We start from the raw sequence: 23,149 nt of genomic DNA on the forward strand, positions 1-23,149 counted from the left end.
CGTCATTTTGGGTGACCAGCCTAGAGTAGGCTCTCGAGAAGGCGCTAAGATTTTTAAAATACTTCTTTGCGACTCCGCGACTCTGCGTGCAGCTTTCAACGTTTACTTTGTGCATGATCCTCGCAAAGGCCCTTCCACTGGTTGAAGTTTGAGCGATAGCGGTAACTTCGTCCCATCATGTCTAAAGTTTTCAACTTGAGTGGGTCCAAACAGCTAGATTTTCACTAAATTATAATAGTTTGAAACCTCATTGCTAAAGTTATTTTCAAAAATTTAGACATGGTAGTTTTATGGGCAGAAAATTTGTTTTCCATGATTCTCGTGAACTTTATTTTGTAAGTTTTGCTACGGTAAACTGGATAGATGTATTTACGAGAAAATTATACTTTGAAATTATCGTTGATTCTCTGGTGTATTGTAACAAAAACAAAGGGTTAGAATTATATGCTTGGTGTATAATGCCTAGCCATGTGCACCTTATCATTAGTTCTGAAAACAATATACTTTCAGACATTATGAGGGACTTGAAACGGCATACCTCCAAAGCTTTGTTAAAAGCGATTGCCGAAAACCCAAAAGAAAGCAGGAAAGAATGGATGCTTTGGATGTTTGGAAGGGCAGGGAAAAGAAACGCCAACAACGAAAAATTTCAATTCTGGCAACAAAGTAACCACCCCATAGAGCTTTCTAACTCAAAAATGCTGAAACAACGATTGGATTACCTTCATCAAAACCCTGTAGAAGCTGGACTAGTAGTATTACCTGAACATTACCAATACAGCAGTGCCATAGACTATGCAGGAGGGAAGGGAGTTATACCTATTATTTTTGCCACCTGAGGTTAGGTTATGAAAGTTGAAAACTTTCAGCATTTTAGGTCTAAAGTTACGCTTCGCTAAACTTAGACCAGACGGGTATTTATTTTTCAGCCTCTATATGTATTCCAGATTCCGTTAGATAGGAAGGAGTAAATGCAATCTACACTCAGGCGAAGATTAAGAAAGTTGAAAACTTTCTGCATTTTGGGTCTAAGTTACGCGCTGCTAAACTTAGACCAGACCCGGGGCTTGAAAAGCTTTACCAAATCACTCCGGCACCACTGCAACCATGTCCACATTTAAGTAAATGCCTTCTCGACCTGTCCCCTGAATTCGTATCAAGGAAGCTACAGGCGGTCTTTCGGGATTATAAAATGCTGTCCTTACTTTCATCAAGCTCTCACGCCCCTTTTCATGGGAAGGATAGTAACTTGCTTTTACCAGGTGGTCGTAATTGGATCCGGCTTTTTCAAGAATCCGAGACAAGGTGGCAAACATGTTTCTCGCTTTTTCTTCCTCATTTTTTCCTTCCGCCGCATACAAGCCGGAAGTAAACAATAGCCCTCCTTTTTTAATGTCTACTATCCTACTGTAGGTGGTAGCCTGAATCATCCACGGTGGTGCGTAATAACTGACAGCTTCTTTGTCATTGTAATGCTCAGGAGCCGAAGCGACCAATTCTATTTCAGCCTTGTTTTCTTCTACCAACCATTCCACCATGACAATAGGTGGTACTTGCTGTCCTCTGAAAAAAGCAGCGATCACTTCTTCTACTGCTGCCGCATCCCCAATGGGATTGATAAAAGCTTTAACCTGAACCACGTCACTGGCACTGGCGCCAATATAAGCCAGGGTAGCAAAAAGGTTTTGCATGGTTTTGTCACTGGCCTCCAATAGATCTTTACCGGGTTCAGCCTGACCTGCGATAAATACCTTCCTGCCTGCCGGTAAGACAGCAACAGCAGCACGGTTGGTTTTTTCGAAAAGCCCTTTGCTAAAAGGAAGATTCACCCCTCTGGATGTTACTGAAGTCATTGGCGCAACAGCAATCCCATCCATACTCACTAAAACCTGCTCCCGAGCTTGATTAGCAACTATCAGGGTAATGGCCGGGAATGCTCCTTCAGGTAATAATTCCTTGATTAATTCCCGAACAGGTTTGGAATGTTCTTCTTTCTGAAGGTAAACATTTAGCCTTAACAACTTACTTAAATCGGTATCCGCAGCTTCTAGAGCTTCCTCCATATTTTTAATCACCTGAGTAACCTGTACTTTGAGATCACTTGATCCTACCAAGCTCCCGTTAGCGTCAAAGGGGAAAATTTGATCTGTAAAAGCCAATGGAACATCTCCCACGACAGTTCCCAGCGAAGTTCCGGTTTCCTCATTCGGTTCTATATAGTTTATGTCTGAGGTTTTGCTTTGGAATTGTCCCTTGCTCTCCAATATTAGGCCTAAAAACACCATCAAAAAAACCAATGGATAATGTAGCGTCACCCACTTAATTCTATTAAAATTGACTCCGGAAGGGCAACCGAACCCACCATAAACAGACCTCTTTAAAATTGTCATGATTGATTTGTGTCTTTTTCTCAAACTTAAGCCCTATTAATTTACTTTGCCACTTGCTGCTCCAGCCATTTGATCATTTCCTGCTGTTGGGCTTCCGTAAAATGGTTAAAAGCATGGGGGCTTTGCCATTCCAGCACATCGCCTACTCCCAATTTTTGGTACAACTGCTTTAAATCTTCCATGGTATTAATGACATTTTCATGGTCAGCATGCCTGTCCAACTCCGGAGAAATAACCATTAGTGGTCTTGGGGCAATATTGGCGAGTATTTCAGGAAAATCCACAGGAATCCTGTTTTCCTCTCCATCAAAAAATCCTAACCTTGGAATTAGCCCATACAAATGGGAAAAGGCTTTTAATCCCTCCACATCTCCAGAGGCATTTCTTAATGGGGTAAAAGCGCTGGACAAAGCAAGCCCAGCTATTTTAGGTTCTAGTGCAGCCGTGATCAAGCCTACTGTTCCCCCCAAAGCATAGCCTCCAACAAAGATCTTATCGTTATCTATAAAGTCCAAACTTTCCAATGCATCCACCGCCGCTCTGGCATCGGTGACCATCTTACCCATCTTGGACCAATGGGGATATCTCTGGTAAAACAAAGTGCCTTCTTCTATCCTGGCCCCATAGCCGATCATATCATATGTCAAAACGGCTATCCCTTTGGCCAACAGCCCATTAATCAATGCATTTAACTCCGAATCATAGCCCGTATTGGTGTATTTGTGCAAAAATATAAGCACAGGCATTCTACCATTGGCCCCTACTTTTCTTTCTCCAGCTTCATCCGTGGGGAAATAAAGGGATCCATATAAATAATCGCCCATGGCATTATAGGGCGTAATATTAAGTTTTTTACCATTTTTCACCTTTGGTCGGGGCATAAAACTGCTGACATAATCCTCCTTTTGGCTTAGGGTCTCAATGTCACTGGCAGGTAAACCTGCAGGTTCATCACCCAACAGCCAGGTGAGGTCTTGTTTTATTTTTCTTGGTCCTTTTCCAAATGGGATACATTGACAGCAATATTTTGGGTCGACTGAATAGGAAACTTGCTAAGATCAATGAATTCTCCACTTTCTTTCTTCCATTTTTCAAAGCTATAATTGTAACTCAGGTGATTGTCCCATGGGAAATTCTTTCTGCCAAACTGTATGTCCAGCCAGTCCATAAAGGCCTCTAAATCCCTTTCTGAAACCGCATGCTCCCCATCTCTCAGCCGTATGCCCAATTTTTCCGGAGCATCCAGAAAGTCATAAACTTTGGTAAGTGAAGTATAAATCTGCTCAATGGCCCAGGGATCTCCTCCACCTCCTTCTCGGATGGAAGAGCTAAACATCAAAGCATTGGGAGCAATCAAGGCCATTAAGGAATTTTGATCGATGGGCATTTTATGCTCTCTTCCTGAATAAAACCGTATGCGGGGATGCAACCAATGGGTTCTTCTGGAAACCAGGTAATCAATGGATTCATTGGAATGTCTTTCATCGGTATATCTGTAAGGGAATTCCCCTCCTGTTCCTCCACTGCTTGTAATGGTAGCTGTAATCCGCTCATCAAAAGCGGCTGCAAACAAGGATTGTTTTCCATTTCTGGAGTGACCGGTTATGGCTATTTTGGATTTGTCCACCTCATTTAAGGTATACAAATAATCAACCGCCCTATGGGCACCCCAGGCTCTGGCCATTAAAGTAGACCAATCATAATCAGGATAGAGTTCCAGGTATTCCCTGGTATCGTCTTTCGCATCTGCCCCGGCATAAATCAGCCCCATATAACCTCTCCTTACGGCTATCTGTGCCCATCCTCTGTGGTTCCATTGCGTCATAAATACTGGAAATGGCCCTTCGCCGGGTGGGGTAAACACTTCCAAAGTCAATTTGGCCTTATGGTCTTCTCCAAACCTGAGTTCAATCATCTGAATGCTGACTCCATTTTTTGTCCTTTCGGACAAGATCTCAGCTTTCAGATTGGTAGGAGGATCAGGGAAAGTCCCTGAAAGGATGTATTTAACCTGTTCCTTGAAATACTCCCGCTGGGACTCCCATTGAGCCATGGTAGTAACTTTCTCATTTTCTTTGCCCTCCCCAATAATCAGTGGATCAGGCAGAAAAGGAATGGAAGGAATTACCCCGTAATTAGGGGGTAATTCACCAGTTCTTTCTATCCAATCTTCCCAGGTAAGGTCATGAAAACCAACAAAGCTATCATGGCTAGAAGGTTTCTCCTGCAAAAGGATCAACTCCTTCAGGTATTCCTGTCGGACCGCTTTGTCATCTTGAGCATTTGCCATAAACGGACAAAGCCATAACATAATGAAAATAAAGCCGATTGAATATTTTTCCTTTCCCATGGTTTAGTTATTCTATAGTGTCATCAATTGTTTCTAGTGGTGGAATATTGTTTTCAGCGCCATCATATCCTATGTTTTGGTTGATCGTGCCCAGAGTATTGGCCGTGATCACACTTTGAGGAATAGGCCAAAGCACATGATAAGGGTCAATGGCAGCCGTGTTTCCAAACCATTGAAATTTGGGTTCCTGATAGTGATAATTGAGGCGGATAACTCTGTCGTGATACCAATTCTTATCACTAAAACCATCCAAGGTATAACCATCCAAGTTTGATTTAGCCATGATATAGGAAGCTCTCACCATTTCAGTATGTCTCGGTTCTTCGGTATATAATTCACGCGCCCTTTCATCAAAAATATAATCAATGGTCACGTCTGTGGTTGACACTAGAGGAGCATTTGCCCTTCCCCTAACTTTATTAATGTCATCGGCTGCTGCTCCCAGGTTACCTTTCCAGAGATGCGCTTCAGCACGAAGCAAATAAGTTTCCGCCAGTCTGAAAACATAGAAATCACCCTGACCACCAACGGGAAGTCTATTGTTTGGCGTTGGTACAAAGGTCTTGTAATGAGGCCAAGGAAACCAGGTATCTGTGGTGTCTACCAAACTTCCATACAACTTTTTGGTAAGCGGTTCTCCAAGTTGCGGTGAACCAGCAGTACAATTTAGGATCTCCGCAATTTCATCACCCATTTCTATCCAGTTATTGGCGGATCTTCTTAAGTCTGGTGTTTCATCCCAGGCATGGTTGGCATCTTCCCAAATCTTGTAATGCCAATAATCATTGGTTCTTACATCCCCATTGCCAATTCCTAGCGTATCTCCCACTGGGGTGCTCCAGTTACAGGCCCTGTTTCCAGCTCCATCCAAAATCTTCCACCAGGAAGGAGAATACCAACGCATGGTATACGTTCCTTCAGACCAGGTACCCGGAGGGGCATCAGCCCTATCCACGGTGGAATAAATGGTTTCTGTATTCTGTGTATTGTTAACGTTCTGAAAACGGTGCAGGTCCCACAATACATTTTTACTTTCATTGCCCGCATCAATTCCAAAACGCTCATTCATTAATTCATAAGGACCATCAATCACTTTAGTGGAAGCAGCAATTGCTTGGTCAAAATCAAGATTGGCTAGACTTACTTTGGCCAACAAATGATTGGCAGCACCTTTTGTAACATCACCCAGGTTGGCAGCTTCTACAGGAAGCCATTCAGCAGCCATTTCCAGGTCTCTTTGGATTTCATCCAATATCACCCATCTGCTATGGGTTTGAAAATCAAGTTTCGCTCCAGACAATTCTACTCCAATCCAAGGCACATCCCCGTAAGAGTGAACCAAACGGTAATACCAATAAGCCCTGTGCCAATAGGCTTCACCAAGCAGCCGGTTTCTAACCTCTGGGTCTTCCCATTCCACTTCATCAATCCTGGTGATCAATACATTGGCATTTTTGATGAATTCATATACATTTTCAAAATAGCTAAGAAAAGGGAAAAAGGCGCTATTGCTTGGTGTATTCCTTCTAAAATCTGCCTGAACCAAAGGAATGGCCAGTTCAGAAGTAGCATGTTCCATGGACAAAGGATGCCTGTTTCCAGTAGATTCAAATTGCATGTTCTTCCGAAGTGTCACCAAAATGGCCTCAAATCCAGCTTCATTGACATAGACATTTTCAGGAGCCAAAAATGAAAGCGGATCAGGCTCCAACCACTCCTCTGAACAGGAGAAGAACATCAAAAGCATTAACCCTGATAGAAAGGGTTTGATTAATATATTTTTCATGATTTGTTCATTTAGTCTTTTAGAATAGGGCATTAAAGGGATAAACTTATACCTGTGGTGAAAATCCTAGGCATAGGAGAAGAGCCGGATTCTGGATCCCAATGTGGCCATTTTGTGAAAGTGGCCAGGTTTCTTATCGACCCAAATACCCTTAAATTGTTAAGTTTAATCCGTTGTGTCAAATGAGATGGAAAAAGCATAAGCCAGGGATAAGTCCTGAATTCTAACAAAAGAACGGGATTTGTAGACCATCAAACCTCCTCCATACCCACTGGTACTTACGTCCAATCTAGCATAATCATTGATAGGGTTTTCAGGTGTCCAATAGGGAACTGGCCCTACATTTCTGCTCCTTCTGTCATTCGATTCAAACCCAGCATTTAGCGCTGGTGAATAGGCTCCAATGTGACCCAAATCTGCCCTGATAAACAAAGAGGCCGTGAAATTTTTCAAGAAGGTAAAATCATTTTTGAAACCAAAGCGATACCGAGGTCTTTCATAACCAATAAACTGCTTGTCCACAAGTTCATTGTAAACACCATTGTTATCAACATCCACTGCTTTAAAGTCACCAACTCGCATGCCATAAACAGCAGCTTCATCCGCTTCATTCTCCTGCCATACGCCAAGCATTTCATAATCCCAAACCACATCTATTGCTTGACCAGGAAACCATTGATTAGAATAATCAGGAACTTCACCTGTTTGTGTCTCACCCAATAAGGTATATTCTCCAATATCACCAAACAGGTTTTTGATTTTATTTCTGTTCAGGGAGAACACCAAACTGGATCTCCAAGTGAAGTTTCTATCACTGTAATTGACGGTATTTATAGTGGTTTCAAAGCCATGATTACCAAGTTCTCCCAAATTGGAAGTAACATCGTTAAAGCCAGTGATACTAGGCAAAATACGGTTCATAAGAAGATCGGTAGTGGTCATGTCATAATAATCAAAGGACATGTCTATACGGTCTTCCAAAACACCTACATCCAATCCAAGGTTGATGGATTCCGTTCTTTCCCACCTTAAACCGGCATTGGAAAGTGAAGAATTGTAAACCCCTACCCTTTGCCTAGTTCCATCGTACCATAAATTAGACCCCAACCTGGCAAGTGAAGCATACATTCCGATATCCCGGTTTCCGTTGACTCCCCAGGAAAGTCTTAATTTCATTCGGTTGATAAGTTCAGAATCGAAAAATTCTTCGTCACCTAATTGCCATGCAAAAGCCAATGCAGGAAAAGTAGCCCTGGGGTTTTGAAGACCGAATGCAGAATAGCCATCCCTTCTTACAGAAGCTGTCAAAAGGTATTTTTCATTTAGCGTATAATTGACCCTGGCCATCATGGCATCCCCCGTGCTTCTGTAATCATAGTTAGAGAGGGCTGGATTGTTCCCAAATTGCAAGGCGTTGTATCCTAGCTCCTCAGTTGGGAAAAAGTTGATATTGCTATTGTCTGAAGACCATCTTTTCGTTTCCTCCGAATTGTAGAGAAGTGTAGCATCTATGGAGTGTATCCCTATTTTTTTGTTCCATTTCAAAAGGTTGTCCACCATCCACTCATAATGGGAATACTCACTTCGGGTCCCTTGACTTAAATCCTCTGTAGGACTCCCTCCAAATCGGATGTCTGTAGAAATAAACCTGAGATCTTTCATTGTTTCATACCTTGGCTGGAATGAAAGAGAATAAGTTATACCAAAGGGTAGGGCTACTTTTGCGTATAAAATTGAAAAAAGGCTATTTACTTTTCTTAGTTTACTCGTCCGGTAATTGTCTAATAGCGGGTGGAAAGTGTGTCCGTGAGGGAGCCTTTCCAAATTTCCATTTTCATCAAACTCACGTCCAAAAGGGCTGTTGGAATAAAAGTCCATACTTGCTGGTACCCCGCTCTCATCACGGTCAGAAAACTGGGTGTTCAATCCAACATTTAACCAATCTGTCACATCAAAGTCAATGTTTAATTTGGACCGAATGGAGGAAAATTCATCACCCACTCTTACCCCTTCATTGTCGGTATAGCCTATGGACCAATAATAATTAAATCCATCTGCTCCTCCTCCAATACTTAAATCATGGGTCTGTCTAACTCCCTTGCGCATGACCACATCATACCAATCGGTTGAATTTCCGGACAGATAATTTTCCTGCTCTATCGGAAAAAGGCGCAACCTTGACATGTATTCCTGAGTATTGTCCGCTAATGGGTTGTCTCCGAAATTTCTCCAATCCTCCACAGTCAAATCCGATGGAAGCTCATTGGGGTTGGTATAAAAATGATAAGGAGTATTTGGGAAAACAGTTCGGAAAAAATCCGTTCTAAATTGAATGTATTCATCAGGACCTAATGGCCTCCTGGCAGAAGCAGGTTCTGATATTCCCATCCTGGTTGAATAATTAATGGTAGGCTTTCCGGACTCCCCTCTCTTTGTAGTAATCAAAATCACACCGGAAGCAGCTTTGGAACCAAAAACAGCTGCAGAACTTGCATCCTTCAAAATGTCCATGGATTCTATGTCATGGGGATTAATGTCCTGAATACTTCCTTTGTAAATTACCCCATCCAATACAATCAAAGGCTCAGTGCCGGCATTCAAAGAGGTCGGGCCTCTAACTTCCAGAGAGCTTCCTCCAGCAGCAGATGTGGACTGGTTAGCATTAAATCCTGCCACGGTTCCCGTCAACATATCTGTCAACTGGGTCATCGTTTGGTTTTGAAAAGCATCGGCGTTGATTCTTTCCACTGACCCTGTAAGGTCACGTTTTTTAACAGTACCATAACCAATTACAACCACTTCATCCATTTCTGCAGCATCGGAAACCATGTTAACAGTGATTTCATTTTGATTGCCGACAGTGATCTCTTTATTAATATACCCAATAAAGGAAACAACCAGCACCGTCTGAGGATTGGGAACATTGATACTAAATTTTCCATCAATATCAGAAACAGTGCCGGAGGTTGATCCTTTAATAATGATACTTGCTCCTGGCAAAGTTTCTTCGTTGTTAGCGTCCAGGACAGTACCTGAAATTGTCAGGTTTTGGTTTGCCTGAAACGCCTTTAGCGATGCAACTGTAGAAAAACACAATAGCAGGCATAAGAATAGGAAGCGCTTCCCCATAGAGACCATAAAGGACCTGGGATCCTTTATTCCTTTGGGCGCCGATAAAGCATCCGATAATAGTAAATGTTCTTTCATTAGAAATTGGTTAAGGGTTAAATAAATTATTAAAGCGATGACTTATAAATACCTGGTGCCTCTACTTACCAATAGTAAATGTTGGCATTGTAACTTTGCTCAATATTGAATAAGGTTAAACCAGTTCATTCGAAATATTTATATAAAAACCACAAGGACTTTGGTAAGTGGTTTTTTAACAGTTTAAGCGAAAATAACTATCATTTACATTCATTGGAGAATGTCGGGTACGCAACCGGAATATAATGATTAAATCATATATGACAATACATTATTGCTATTAAATAATCATTACATGTATTCAAACATAAAAAGTATTTGACTGGACATATAAAATTTTAGGAAGGTCAAAAAATACCAACCACCAGTATCAAACTGAATATTAATAAGTAATTGCCTTCCTAATTAATCAAAATTTCATTATTTATATCAAGAGTATTTAAAGGTTTATTAACTGTAGAAACATTCCCACTGCCAGTAGTTAAAAAAGGCAATACTAAGCATTAGGGTTAAATCAAATTTACAATCCTTAACATCATATGGTATAAGCTTTAGATTTTGGCCTGATTTGTGACTTTTAATGTTTCAGCCTCGTATAGGAAAAAGTAAGCAGGTTAAAAACAGCTACTTTTCAAGAAGTTCATTTATCATTTTGTATAAAAACGACCCAACCCATTATTTATGAAAGCTTTGTCCGTCCTTTTGTTCTTCCTGATTTTTAATCAATCCTTCACTCAGGAAATACCTGAAAAAGAAGTCAAATCCAAAGTGGTAGAGGCCACCGTCTTTTTAAAAGGTGCTCAAGTACTAAGAAAAGAAACCGTGGTTTTGCCTAAAGGAGAATCCATTGTCAAATTTACCAACCTCTCCCCTTTTATAGCAGCCAAAAGCATACAGCTAAAAGCTGGAGGTGAATTGACTGTTTTAGGCATTAATCACCAACAAAACTTTCTGGATAAATCGGTAAAGTCTGAAGAGCTCCTTAAGCTGGACAAAGACCTTGAACAGGTCAATGAAAAGATCGAATTGGAAAACGCCTATTTGTCTATTGCCCAAGAGGAGATCACTTTCCTGCAAACCAACCGACTTATAGGAGGCAAAAATGAAACCCTAAATGTGGCCACTCTCAAACAGGCTGCTGAATATTACGGGGATCAACTGACTGCCTTAAAGCTTCAAACCATTGAAAGAAACAACACCATCAAAAAATTATTGGAACAGAAAAACAACCTTCAGAATCAAATCAATTCTTTAGCTGGTGAAAAAGAGTTTTCTACAGGAGAGGTCTTGGTAAGAGTAGATGCTAAAGTGCCCGGTAGTTATTCTTTCGAGTTGTCCTACCTTGTAGACAATGCTGGCTGGTTTCCTTCTTATGACATCCGCGCCAAGGACATCAATAGCCCGGTTAGTTTGCATTACAAAGCCAATGTCAGACAAGACACCAAGGTAGATTGGGACAATATTAAACTTAGTTTTCTTCAGCTGAGCCAAGTGTCTCTGGTGTTGCTCCGGAATTAAAGCCTTATTTGCTTAATTACAATACCGCACCTCCTAGTTATAGTCAAAGGACAGGAAGCGTGACGGGAAAAGTAATAGACCCGGAAGGACAAGGTCTACCCGGTGTAACCATTAATGTAGCGGGTAGCACCATAGGAACGGTTTCAGATTTTGATGGCAATTACAGTATTACACTTCCTAACCGTGCAAATCAATTGACTTATTCATATGTGGGCTACATACCACAGACTTTACCAATTACTGCAGATGTAATGAATGTATTAATGAGAGAGGATCAGGTGGCATTGAATGAGGTAGTTGCTACTGGATATGCATTAAATAGAAAAATGAAAGGCCAAGAAATATTAAATTTCAAGGAGGATTTTGATCAAAGTCTGCCTTTTATGGAAAGTATTCCCCTTCCTATTGCTCAGGTGGAAAACCAAACAGCTATTAATTTTGAAATCAACAGCCCTTATTCTATTCAATCGGACAGTAAAAATTATACTGTGGATATGGTCACTTATGAATTGCCTGCCTTCTACCAGTATTTTGCTGTACCCAAGGTCAATAACACGGCTTACCTGATTGCTGGGATTACTAACTGGGAGCAATACCAACTTTTGGAAGGAGAGGCCAATGTGTTTTTTGAACAAACCTTCGTAGGTAAAAGCCTGCTGGATGTGCGTTATGCTTCTGATACCCTGGAAATCTCTCTGGGAAGAGATAAAATGGTCGCAATAGAAAGGGAGAAAGAAAGTGATTTCACAGAAAAATCGTTTTTAGGCAGTAAAAAGACGGCAAGTAGAATGTGGAAAACCACCATTAAAAACAATAAAAGCCAGCCCATTTCAATGGTTGTTTTGGACCAGGTGCCTGTTTCTACTTTGGAAGAAATAGAGGTAGCCGTACAAAGTCTTTCCGGAGGAAAACATGACGCTAAATCTGGTGAGATTAAGTGGGAGTTTAAATTAGCTCCTTCGGATTCCAAGGTGCTGGAATTGAAATATGAGGTCGAGTACCCTAGAAATAAGAATCTTGTCATTGAATAGTAAAAAGGCAAAAATTCAAACTTCTTATTAAGAATGAATTTTATTGATATGAGCCGTGCGTTTTATCCACGGCTCTTATTTTTTTGACTTTTCAACTATTAATCTCACTATTTATCAAGTTCATCTATCAAAAATTGACAGTTGATTACTTTCTCCAGCAAATCCTGTGGCACATAATAATATTGGTTGGAGGCCTCAAACCCTATTCTGGAATCTTTTCGGATCACTTCCAATAGCTCAATTGCCGTTTGCTTTTCTTTCTGTAAAATAGCCTTCACCTGATCCCGAAGGACCTTATCGGTTTTTTGACTTTCAAGCCATATGTCCCTGGCCAATATAAATCGACCCTGTTGCCCTACAGATAAAAAATGTAGATAAGCAGCCTTGGCCAGGTTAAGGTCTTCTTCCAATAGCTTTTTATACGATTCATTTTCTGCTACTTCAATGGCGCCTTCAAGGAATTTTAAACCTTTTTCCCATTTCGTGGCTACTTTTTCAAATTGGGAAATGAATATTTCTTGCGGATAAGGACCAGACCAACCTTTAAGATCATCATAAGGAAAACCTACCATGGTAGACCGATAACCTGTGGGCTCCAAAAATAAAAGATTGGATGGGCCATACTGCTGCGGAGCAGAATAGACCACTCGAATATCATAGGGGTATTCTTCAAAAGCAGTGCTAAATGTAGTCCAGGCATTCCTTACATAGGGAACTGCTGCCCTTCCATACCTTTCCAAAGCCAGGGAATTAAGTACCTCTTCAATGCTTGCACCTGGATCATCAGAGAATTTTTTCGCTATTTCAAGATTTGGAGAAGGGTAAGACCCAAGTGTCCAGCTCAACATGTAGCCATCGATATCCATTTGCGCTAAATTGGATGCATGCTGCGCCACCAGGTCCATTACTGGTAACCATGGCACGGCGGACAATTCCCAGGTATTGTTAAACTGAACTTTGGCAACCGTTTTAAGCAGGTTCTTTTTGGCACCACTCCAATGAGATTTTGCCCTAGGCCCCGGCCCAACTGCAGATATGGAATATTCTCCTACAGTATTCGGAATCCCGCCTCTCTCGATAGGTTTGGCCCATTCACTGACAGACATCAACCAAACATCTTCTGGCAATTTGTCGATCACATCTCTTGCCATCCCATGACCGTTCCAACCCCAATCCCAGGCAATTACATTCGCTTCAGGTTTTGCAGCATGAACCCCATTGGCAATCGTACGGTTAACTTCAGCGATAATGTCTTCGTAAGGACGCACACTGCATCTGGGGCATTCATCTTTGCCTCCATGTGAGGCACAATTGGTAAGGTTTTCTGAAGCGGTAATGGTAAACACTCCTCCCAATTCGGGCACTTCGGTAAAAACATGGGTAAGGGAATGCTCCATCCAATCTCGAACCTCCTCATTGCTAGTACACATGGTTGTAAAATCATCTTTTTGTAAACCAGCCATTTCAGGACGTTCTTCGAAAAATGCCTGAGGCTGTGCCCTTGGTTCATTCATGTATAGGTAGATGTCGATACCAAATTTTTTTGCTCGCTGCGCTATCTTTTGCAGGTTTCGAAGTCTGGTCTCGCTGCCTTCTCCAAACTCGGGAAAGGCTTCTCCTTTTGGTGCAAGCTGACTGAGAACAACATGCATCCACACCCCATTGACACCTTTCTGGGCTAACTTCTGTAAAAGGCCATTGGGAAAGGGGTCATTTTGTTCATCCATTAAAGGATCTCCAAAAATGCCAAAATAAGAATAAATAAATCGGAGTTGGTCTTCCTTCAAAGTATCCCTTTCAATTATCGCTTCATCTTCATTAAAGGTTTTAAGCTTTTCGATAAAATGAAACAGTTCTTCCGAAGGATTTTTGTCACTTATTTCAATAATAGGCTGAATAACTTCTTTTATTGCAGCAGCTTTTTTTATTTCCGCTTCTGTGGGGCTGATATAATGAAGGGTCGGACTGGCTGGTTTTAAGTTGCCAAATTTATGGAAAAGAAAATCATCTTCCTTCAAGGCAAACTCCAACCTTTCTTTATCCATGTCCAATAAAGTAAGCAATTGATCATAGGGCAGTAAGTGCCAATTCCTTCTCAAAAGGGTAATATAAATCTGTTCCTTGAAATTCTCGGACAAAAGCTTCTGATCTTCCAGGCCCATAAGTTGCGCCAAGTAAAGAATATCAGCTGGTTTACACTGAATGGTCTCCGCCATTTTCTCAGGACTTACCAGGTTCCAGTTTCGCCAGACGAAAGCAAAAGCTTTATTGGGAAAATGATCAAAGGTAAGCGCAGGTGGGTGAGAACCCAATGGCAACGACTTCTGGGCATAAACCGGATCTTGAAAGAATACACAAACAAAAAGGGAAAATGCGAAAAATAGTTTCATAAGTCGGTTAAGAAGGTGGTATAAATTCGTCATTTAGCAGTCTTAAATTAAGAAAAATTTAAGCTTTAATAAAAGCTAAAATTTTAACTTGGCAGACTTTATTGTAATTTTATGCTTGGCATATTTTAAATTAATGAGAAAACGCAGGGTTTTGATTAATTATTAAATAGGAGAAAACCCCCTAAACTTAAACCAACCATCTATGGCCCTACCCATTATTATTGTACTATGTGCTTTAATGCTTTTTGCATACTTTTTTGACATTACATCTGCTAAAACAAAAATCCCGCCAGTGATTTTATTGTTTGCAATGGGGTGGTCAGCAAACCAGGCAGCAGCCTTTTTTGACCTAGACATTCCAGACTTAACCACAGTATTGCCATTCTTAGGGACTATTGGTTTGGTGTTGATCGTTTTAGAAGGAGCCTTAGAACTTGATTTTGATACTTCTAAATTATCATTTGTTGGTAAAACGATTTTAATCGCCATAATTCCTGTAGTCGTTATTAGTTTTAGTCTTGCTTATGCCATTCAGTTTTTTACAGAAGTAGAGTTTAAATCTGCTTTACTTAATGCCATTCCATTTGCCATAATAAGTAGTGCAATTGCCATTCCATCTGTTCAAAATTTAAGGTCTGAGAACCGTGAATTTGTAACGTATGAGAGTAGTGTTTCTGATATATTTGGTGTGCTTCTTTTCAATTTTCTCCTTGAGAAAAAGATCATGAACGTAAAAACCCTGGGCCTTTTCTTTGGGGAGATCGTCATGATTTTGATTGTTACTTTCTTTGCAACTATTATGTTGGCCTTTCTATTGAGCCGCATCAAGCACCCTGTGAAATTTGCTCCGATTATACTTATGATCGTGCTTATTTTTGCTGTATCTGAACTTTATCATTTACCTGCCTTAATTTTCATCCTACTATTTGGTTTGTTTATTGGTAACCTGAATCAACTGAAGCAAAGTGTAATCGTTAAAAAGCTACACACCAAAAGCTTTAAAAAAGAAATTAAAAAATTCAAGGAGCTGACCATGGAACTCACCTTTTTGATCCGAACCCTTTTCTTCCTTGTATTCGGTTTTCTAATCGAAACCAATGAACTTTTCAATTCGGAAACGTTGATTTGGTCCATTTCCATCACTGCCGGAATATTCTTGCTTAGAGCCCTTATTTTAAAAGTTTTCAAAATAAACCTCTTACCGCTGATGTTTATTTCCCCCAGAGGACTGGTAACCATTCTTTTGTACCTCAGTGTTCCAGTGGCAATGTCAATTTCTATAATCAATGATTCTTTGATTATTCAGGTAATTATATTGACTTCTTTGGCCTTGATGCTAGGCATGTGGACCTCAAAAACCCGTGACGAGTAAAGAGGAGGAGGACAAAGGAAAAAGCAACGATCAGCAAGAGGTAAGTTTAGAAAATTAAACCTCATGACCTCAAAATAGATTATAAATAGTCATTTTTGAGGTCATTTAGCTTTTTGAACATTTATGCTATCGAGAATGCCCTCTTGCCATAACCGGCAATATGCTTTCTACTTTGCCTTTACGAATTCCATATATTCGATCATACAAATTTACGGCTGGATCACAATGGGGAACAATTACTTCCAGTAGATCTCCTGTCTTGTAAGTTTTATTGGCCGTCTCATAAGTAACCGTTCCGTATTCATCAGATCCTGCATTGTAGCTAAAGCCTGGCTCTCCTATTACCATTCCACTCGGCTTATTGATAGTCAGGGATTTGGCTCCAGCATCCGTAATCAACCTGTTTGGGTGATTGGAATTAATAACCGATGCCAAGACAGTAAGAGAAGGATCAAAATCATCGTAAAGGCTTTCATTTCTTTCACTTCCTATGGCCATGTATTGCGTATCCATAAATAAATAACTCCCAACCTGCACATCAGTAAAGCCTGGTACATCAGCCATCATGTTGTAGGTACCTGTTCCTGCCCCACTAAAAATTTCTACGTTCAAACCAGATTGAACCATCATTTTATGCGTTTCTGATACTGGTTCAAAGGTTTGAATGGTCCTTTCCAATCTTTTTTGATAACCTTTGATGTGCTGTGCACCTCCATCGTAGGCAAGAATCCCCATAAACTTTAAATTAGGCGACTGGTCAATGAGTTGCGCAAGTTCTAACGCAGGCAGACCTGTGGGTACTCCCGACCTCCGAATCACATCCAGATCAACGACAACATCAGCAATGATTCCGGCTTCCTTAGCAGCCTCCTGCAAGTCTCTAACGTTTTGTTTGTTGTCTACTGCTTGAATAAACCCTGAATGGGTTTTCCTTAATTGCATTGCCTTTCTGATTTTAGCAGTGCTGATATTTACACCCGTCATCAGGACTTCGGAAATGCCATTTTCTAACATGACCTGGGATTCTGATAGTTTGGCAGTACATACCCCAACGGCCCCTGCATCCATCTGCATTTTAGCTAGCGCTGGACATTTATGTGTTTTGGTATGTGGCCTCACCCCAATACTTGTTCCTTTAAGGTTTTCATGAGCCTTTTTAAGATTGGACTCCATAATGTCCAGGTCCAGACAAAGTGAGGGTGTTTCCAGCTCCCATTTAGAAAGGCCAATTTCATCCTGCCCGAATAAAGGCGCAGGTTTTGAAAATGCATTTCCAGGAAATAGCGCAGCAGACCCCGCCATGCCAGTGAACTGAAGAAATTTTCTACGGTTGAAGTGGTTTTTCATCTTTTAGTGGTTTTAATATGGTTAAAAATATTAATTATTGTTGGTTTAACAACTGATTCAATCACTTTTGGCACACAATCCCTTCATAAAAAATTTGAAAGAGAGAAACTGCTTCACAGCCCTTACAATACTGGTAACCAGTCCATCTGGATTTCAATAAAAATTGTATATTCATACTGAAAAACAAACCACCTCGATGAAACAGGCAACAATAATAAAATATGGGCATGCTGATGAGGCTTTTAAAATTCAAGAATCTACTCCACTCTCACCCAAAGCCAATGAAGTGCAAATTGAAGTGGAGGGTTTTGGTTTAAATTACGCAGACGTAATGGCTAGAAATGGCCTTTATAAGGAAGCCCCAAAGCTGCCATTTGTTCCTGGCTACGAAGTAGTAGGTAGGGTGATGAAAACTGGTGCTGAAGCCCCTGAATCTTTAATAGGCAAGCGAGTGGTGGCCTTTACACGATTTGGCGGATACGCTACAGAGGCTGTTGCAGATTACAGGGCATTGGGTGTAATTTCAGAAGAAATTTCAGGGGGAGAAGCCTGTGCGCTGGCCACCCAATACTGCACCGCATATTACATGACCCATTATTTTCAGCAAATGCGCAAAGGTGAAATAGCCCTCGTGCATGCTTGTGCCGGCGGTGTAGGCACCGCACTCACACAACTATGTCACTTAAAAGGTGTAAAGGTGATAGGGCTTTGTAGTTCAGATGAAAAAATGGAGTACCTGAAAGCTTTAAAGGTAGCTTACCCAATTAATTATAACCAAACAGATTATAAAAAATGGATCATTAAGCACCTGGGTAAGCGCCCTGTAGACCATATTTTTAATGCTGTGGCAGGAAATAGTTTTAAAATAGACCTTAAGCTACTAGGCTATGGTGGAAAACTTTTTTGTTTCGGTGGTGCTGCCAGAAGCGGGAAAAAGAACAATTTGCTCAATGATGTTTCCTTTTTGTTCAAAACCGGCTTTGTAAGCCCTCTTTTTATGATGATGAAAGCCCAGGCGCTTATTGGAGTGAACATGTTGCGCTTTGCTGACCATAAAGTAGAAGTTATAGGAACCTGTCTGAATGAACTTATTCAATTGTACAACGATAAAAAAATTGCTCCAAAGGTGGGAGGAGCATTCCCAATTGAAAAATTAGCTGAAGCGCACATGGCTTTGGAATCAGGAAAAAGTATTGGCAAAATTTATGTTTATTGGTAAGCCATATCATGACTGAAAAAAGTTTATAAAAGGCCGCTTATGAATCCATCTTCAATACTCAAATCCATCTACCAGCATCCTCAGTTAAACTCAGCTGCCAGTGAGGAAATTATTAAAGCCCATAAAAAGGTCTTTTTTAAAAAGGGTGAAATTATTTTAAAGGAGGGGCAGCAATCAAATGCCTATTATTGTATGGAGTCTGGCTTGGCCAGAGCTTTTGCAGTTAATAGTGCTGGAAAAGACATCACTACAAGCTTTTTCAGTCCTGGGAATGTGGTCATAGAAGTTGCCTCTTTGTTCTTAAGGGTTCCAACAGAGGAAAATATTGAGGCAGTAACGGCTTGTGAATGCTGGAAGATTGACTTTAGCGATTTTCAGGCTTTGTTTGAAAAAATCCAAGGGTTTTCAGAATGGGGAAGAACATGGATGACAAATTCCCTTTTGGAAAACAAGTTGCGTTCACTACATATGATTACCGATTCAGCGAAAGAAAGGTATTTAAGGCTTCAAAAAGAGCAGCCCTTGATTATTCAACAAGCTCCATTGAAGCAAATTGCGACTTATTTGGGCGTTACAGATACTTCATTGAGTAGGATTAGAAATGAAGTCGCCAAAGAACATTGAATTTCTTGCCCTATGACAAGCGTAATTTTTACTATATTAATTACTTTTCGAAATAAATCTAAACAAACAACTCATGAGCGCAAATGTAAATCCCGTAAACTGGTTTGAAATCTATGTTGAAGACATGGACAGGGCAAAGAAATTTTATAGCCAGGTATTAAACAAAACGCTAGAAGACATGGAAGTTCCGATGGGGGTAGAAGATCTTCAAATGGTGGCTTTTCCCTATGTTCATGGAGGCATTAATGCCTCTGGTGCATTGGTAAAGTCCAGTGAAATGAAACCAGGGACTGGAGGCACATTGATCTACTTCACTTGTGACGATTGTGCCAATGAACAAAGTAGGGTGGAATCAGCCGGCGGCAAGGTGCTGCAACCTAAATACCAAATAGGTGAACATGGCTTTTGCGCCGTTTGTATGGATACAGAAGGCAATACCTTTGGGCTTTATTCAATGTAAAAGAACAAGCAATGAAAAAATACGCCATTGAAATCAAATGGGGAGTAATTTTTGCCATTATGGGATTGGTCTGGATGTTTATAGAGCGTTCTGTGGGTTTGCATGATGACTTAATTGCGCATCATGCCACCTATACCAATTTGATCGCTATTCCTGCAATTGCTGTTTATGTTTTTGCCTTGCTGGAGAAGCGAAGGGTTTATTATTCTGGCAAAATGACCTATTTACAAGGATTTAAAACTGGTTTATTAATCACCCTGGTAGTGACCATCCTTACCCCTTTGACGCAGTGGATAACCCTTTCCATCATTACACCCCAGTATTTTGAAAATGTAATCGCCTATGCTGTAGAAAATGGAAAAATGACACAGCAGGAGGCCAATGATTATTTTAATTTAAAGAGCTACATGATCCAAAGCCTTTTAGGTGCCCCAATTATGGGGATTGTTACTTCAGGAATAGTGGCCGCATTTACGGTAAAAAAATAGCTTGATTTTGTCAGAATTGTAAAGGCAACAGGGAATCAGCTTTCTTTCCAAAAGCGCTTCGCATTCTTCCTCAATAATCTTTGTGGTAGGAAATTAAGCGTTATTTGGTAACTTGAATTCAGTTACTCAAAAGGTTCTGTATGAAAAAATTGCTTTTCTGGTGGTCTAAACTCAAGTCTACTTTTTGGTTTGTACCTGTTTTGATTATTGCCCTTGGTATAGCGCTACCATTTTGGCTCGTTTATTTGGATAGCACCAACGCATTTGAGCCAAAAGGAGGCTGGAAATATTTATTCCCCAGCAGTCCTAATGCCGCCAAAGATATTCTCTCAACCATAGCTGGAGCCATGATTGGGGTGGCAGGAACAGTGTTTTCCATTACGTTAGTTGCCCTTACGCTGGCAAGTAGCCAATTCGGCCCCAGGCTAATAAAGAATTTCATGTATGATCGAATCAACCAGACGGTATTAGGGACTTACGTTTCCTTGTACATTTACTGCTTGATTGTGCTTAACACAGTGAAAGACACCGACCAACTAGAATTTGTCCCTATAATATCCGTCTTTTTTGCCCTAGTGATGACCATTGGCAATATCCTGTTGCTAATCATTTTTATCCATCACGTGGCCAATAGCATACAGGCAGACAACATCATTGGTAAAATTTCTAAAAATCTCTCTACGAATTTAAAGGTCCTTTTCCCTGAACAAATTGGGAAAGCGGCAAGCTCAACTTTTGAATTAGAAGAGGTCAGATCAAAATTTTCTTATACTACAGCTCTAAAAAGCAACAAAGAAGGTTATTTGCAATACATAGATGCTGAAACCTTAATGGAGGAAGTATCAGACAAGGACCTTTTTCTTGAGCTCTATTTTCGACCTGGTGATTATTTATTTCTAGGGAGAGAAATGGGTAAAATTTATTCCCACAAAAACCTGTCTGATGAAGAGCTGGAAACCCTAAAAGATAATTTCCTTACAGGAAGAACCAGAACTTCCCAACAAGACGCTGAACATGCCATCCACCAAATGGTGGAAATAGCTGCCCGAGCCTTGTCCCCAGGTGTCAACGATCCTTATACTGCCATTGCATGTATTGATAACCTTAGCAATACCATGGCTTACCTCACCACAGTAAAATTCCCTTCATCCTACAGAATCGGAGCGCATGATAGGCTGAGAATTTATGCCAATGCACTGACTTTCGAAGGCATGATGGATGCAGCATTCAATGCGATCAGGCAATACTCAAAGGGAAACCCTCCTGTTATTATCCACTTGATGGCTGCCATGGCTATTCTTTGGGATTTTGCTGAGGAGCAGCATCATAAAGAGGTGATAAAAAAGCATGCAAAAATGATTCTTAACCTGGCGGAAATTTCAATTGACGAAAAAAATGATCTTGAGGATCTTCAGGAAAGATTTGATGCGATTAAGGATTGATGAAAAATGTAAACCCCGCTGAAAACCTAAGTAAAAAGGTCATTGACCACATTTCCTGCCACATCGGTAAGGCGGTACCTTCTCCCTTGGTGTTTAAAGATGAGTTTTTCGTGATCGACCCCAAATAGATGCATTAAACTTGCATGAAAATCATGCACATGCACAGGATCCTGGGTCACATTGTATCCGAAATCATCCGTAGCCCCATAGGTGAAGCCTGGCTTTACTCCAGCTCCTGCCATCCACATGGTAAAGCAACGGGGATGATGGTCCCTTCCATAGTTATCTGCTGTTAGTGTTCCCTGACTATAAACTGTTCTTCCAAATTCTCCACCCCAAACCACTAAGGTGTCTTCAAGCAAGCCTCTTTGCTTAAGGTCCTTAATCAAGGCCGCGGTGGCCTGATCCGTTTTGGCACATTGATTTTTAATGCCACTGGGAAGGTTTCCATGTTGGTCCCAACCTTGATGATACAGCTGAACAAACTTTACATCCTTTTCTATCAGCTTCCTGGCCAAAAGGCAATTCGCAGCATAGGTTCCTGGATCACGGCTTTCTTCTCCATATAAATCAAAAACCCAATCCGGTTCATCAGACATGTCAGAAACTTCTGGAACAGAAGTTTGCATACGGAAGGCCATTTCATATTGGGCAATTCTGGCATTGATCTCAGGGTCCCCATAGGTGTCATACTGAATGCCATTCAAATCCTTGAGGTAATCCAGCATTTCTTTACGGTCATTACCGTCATAGTTCTCCGGGTTGCTCAAGAAAAGCACCGGATCTTTTCCTGATCTGAATTGTACACCTTGATGCTGAGAAGGCAAAAAACCATTGCCCCAAAGCCTGGCATACAGAGGTTGATCCCTCACCGCATTTTTGGACACCAAAACCACAAAGCCTGGCAAGTTTTGATTTTCTGAACCCAGCCCGTAAGAAAGCCAGGCCCCCATAGAGGGTCTTCCGGGCAACTGATGACCAGTTTGCATAAAGGTTATTGCTGGATCATGGTTAATTTGCTCCGTAATCATGGATTTGATAAAGCAGAGTTCATCCACCACTTCTGCGGTATAGGGCATTAACTCACTCACCCAGGTTCGGCTTTTTCCGTATTGCTGAAATTTAAAGTTGGACTGCGCCACGGGAAAGATACTTTGATTGGCACTCATGCCTGTAAGTCGCTGACCACCTCTGATAGACTCGGGAAGGTCTTTTCCGTGCATATCGCTTAAGCCTGGCTTGTAGTCAAAAAGATCAAGCTGTGAAGGCCCTCCACTTTGAAAAAGATAAATGATCCGTTTCGCTTTAGGCGCATGGTGAGGAAGTCCAGGCAGGGCTGTCCCCAAACTAGAATCCATTCCCTTAGCCATCAGCCCATCATTAGAGAATAATGAAGCTAGCGCCAAACCACCCATTCCCATGGCTGTTTTGGTCAGAAAATGCCTGCGGTCTATTTTCTTCTCCAACTCATGAAGGTCTGGGTATGCTTGAAAAGGATGATTTTTATGGTGATTGCACATGGTGA

Annotated in this window: 17 protein-coding genes; 9 read left to right on the forward strand and 8 right to left on the reverse strand. The window is 41.0% G+C overall.

Annotated elements, in window-relative coordinates:
• Window positions 1–290 precede the first annotated feature (290 nt).
• The gene (locus tag ADICYQ_RS16235; protein WP_040416717.1) at window positions 291–839 is read left to right on the forward strand and encodes an REP-associated tyrosine transposase; all 549 of its coding nucleotides are present in this window, start codon (window positions 291–293) and stop codon (window positions 837–839) included.
• A 246-nt stretch (window positions 840–1,085) separates the two neighbouring features.
• On the opposite strand, the gene ADICYQ_RS16240 is transcribed toward ADICYQ_RS16235, so the two are convergent.
• From ADICYQ_RS16240 to ADICYQ_RS16260, 5 genes are all read right to left on the reverse strand, one after another.
• Window positions 1,086–2,390 (reverse strand): RidA family protein, encoded by a 1,305-nt coding sequence (locus tag ADICYQ_RS16240; RefSeq protein WP_020893430.1) that lies wholly within the window; start codon window positions 2,388–2,390, stop codon window positions 1,086–1,088.
• A 41-nt stretch (window positions 2,391–2,431) separates the two neighbouring features.
• Entirely contained in the window at window positions 2,432–3,349 is a 918-nt protein-coding gene (locus ADICYQ_RS26175; protein ID WP_020893431.1) for an alpha/beta hydrolase family protein, read from the reverse strand.
• A gap of 20 nt (window positions 3,350–3,369) precedes the next feature.
• Window positions 3,370–4,740, reverse strand: a complete 1,371-nt coding sequence (locus tag ADICYQ_RS16250) for a dienelactone hydrolase family protein (RefSeq protein WP_020893432.1) — start codon at window positions 4,738–4,740, stop codon at window positions 3,370–3,372.
• Between the two features lie 7 nt (window positions 4,741–4,747).
• Complete coding sequence (locus tag ADICYQ_RS16255; protein WP_040416730.1) at window positions 4,748–6,526, reverse strand: RagB/SusD family nutrient uptake outer membrane protein; 1,779 nt, start codon at window positions 6,524–6,526, stop codon at window positions 4,748–4,750.
• A 165-nt stretch (window positions 6,527–6,691) separates the two neighbouring features.
• Entirely contained in the window at window positions 6,692–9,733 is a 3,042-nt protein-coding gene (locus ADICYQ_RS16260) for a SusC/RagA family TonB-linked outer membrane protein (RefSeq protein WP_020893435.1), read from the reverse strand.
• 681 nt (window positions 9,734–10,414) lie between these two features.
• Between ADICYQ_RS16260 and ADICYQ_RS30860 the strand changes: the two genes are divergently transcribed.
• The gene (locus tag ADICYQ_RS30860) at window positions 10,415–11,251 is read left to right on the forward strand and encodes a mucoidy inhibitor MuiA family protein (protein ID WP_020893436.1); all 837 of its coding nucleotides are present in this window, start codon (window positions 10,415–10,417) and stop codon (window positions 11,249–11,251) included.
• A gap of 8 nt (window positions 11,252–11,259) precedes the next feature.
• Entirely contained in the window at window positions 11,260–12,282 is a 1,023-nt protein-coding gene (locus tag ADICYQ_RS30865) for a DUF4139 domain-containing protein (RefSeq protein ID WP_020893437.1), read from the forward strand.
• 107 nt (window positions 12,283–12,389) lie between these two features.
• Here ADICYQ_RS30865 and ADICYQ_RS16270 read toward each other — a convergent pair whose 3' ends face one another.
• Window positions 12,390–14,672 carry a hypothetical protein gene (locus ADICYQ_RS16270; RefSeq protein WP_020893438.1) on the reverse strand — a complete coding sequence of 761 codons (2,283 nt, stop codon included), beginning with the start codon at window positions 14,670–14,672 and terminating at the stop codon, window positions 12,390–12,392.
• A 202-nt stretch (window positions 14,673–14,874) separates the two neighbouring features.
• Here ADICYQ_RS16270 and ADICYQ_RS16275 point away from each other — a divergent pair, with 202 nt between their 5' ends.
• Window positions 14,875–16,044 (forward strand): cation:proton antiporter, encoded by a 1,170-nt coding sequence (locus tag ADICYQ_RS16275; RefSeq protein WP_040416719.1) that lies wholly within the window; start codon window positions 14,875–14,877, stop codon window positions 16,042–16,044.
• A 126-nt stretch (window positions 16,045–16,170) separates the two neighbouring features.
• Here the strand turns inward: ADICYQ_RS16275 and ADICYQ_RS16280 are convergent, their stop codons facing one another.
• Window positions 16,171–17,391: a DSD1 family PLP-dependent enzyme gene (locus ADICYQ_RS16280; protein ID WP_020893441.1), complete on the reverse strand. Its 1,221-nt coding sequence runs from the start codon at window positions 17,389–17,391 to the stop codon at window positions 16,171–16,173.
• Between the two features lie 196 nt (window positions 17,392–17,587).
• On the opposite strand from ADICYQ_RS16280, the gene ADICYQ_RS16290 reads away from it, so the two are divergent.
• The 5 genes from ADICYQ_RS16290 to ADICYQ_RS16310 all read left to right on the forward strand — a co-directional run bounded on the left by ADICYQ_RS16290 (window position 17,588) and on the right by ADICYQ_RS16310 (window position 21,624).
• Complete coding sequence (locus ADICYQ_RS16290) at window positions 17,588–18,610, forward strand: quinone oxidoreductase family protein (protein ID WP_020893442.1); 1,023 nt, start codon at window positions 17,588–17,590, stop codon at window positions 18,608–18,610.
• A 39-nt stretch (window positions 18,611–18,649) separates the two neighbouring features.
• Window positions 18,650–19,234: a Crp/Fnr family transcriptional regulator gene (locus tag ADICYQ_RS16295; protein ID WP_020893443.1), complete on the forward strand. Its 585-nt coding sequence runs from the start codon at window positions 18,650–18,652 to the stop codon at window positions 19,232–19,234.
• A gap of 73 nt (window positions 19,235–19,307) precedes the next feature.
• Window positions 19,308–19,694: a VOC family protein gene (locus ADICYQ_RS16300; protein WP_020893444.1), complete on the forward strand. Its 387-nt coding sequence runs from the start codon at window positions 19,308–19,310 to the stop codon at window positions 19,692–19,694.
• Window positions 19,695–19,705: 11 nt separating this feature from the next.
• Window positions 19,706–20,182, forward strand: coding sequence for a DUF4199 domain-containing protein (locus tag ADICYQ_RS16305; RefSeq protein WP_020893445.1), 477 nt, complete (start codon window positions 19,706–19,708; stop codon window positions 20,180–20,182).
• A 140-nt stretch (window positions 20,183–20,322) separates the two neighbouring features.
• Entirely contained in the window at window positions 20,323–21,624 is a 1,302-nt protein-coding gene (locus ADICYQ_RS16310) for a DUF2254 domain-containing protein (RefSeq protein WP_020893446.1), read from the forward strand.
• Window positions 21,625–21,650: 26 nt separating this feature from the next.
• Here ADICYQ_RS16310 and ADICYQ_RS16315 read toward each other — a convergent pair whose 3' ends face one another.
• A complete protein-coding gene (locus ADICYQ_RS16315; protein WP_020893447.1) occupies window positions 21,651–23,144 on the reverse strand; it encodes a DUF1501 domain-containing protein in 1,494 nt (497 codons plus the stop codon).
• Window positions 23,145–23,149 lie beyond the last annotated feature (5 nt).

It is taken from the genome of Cyclobacterium qasimii M12-11B, assembly GCF_000427295.1.
Lineage (GTDB): Bacteria > Bacteroidota > Bacteroidia > Cytophagales > Cyclobacteriaceae > Cyclobacterium > Cyclobacterium qasimii.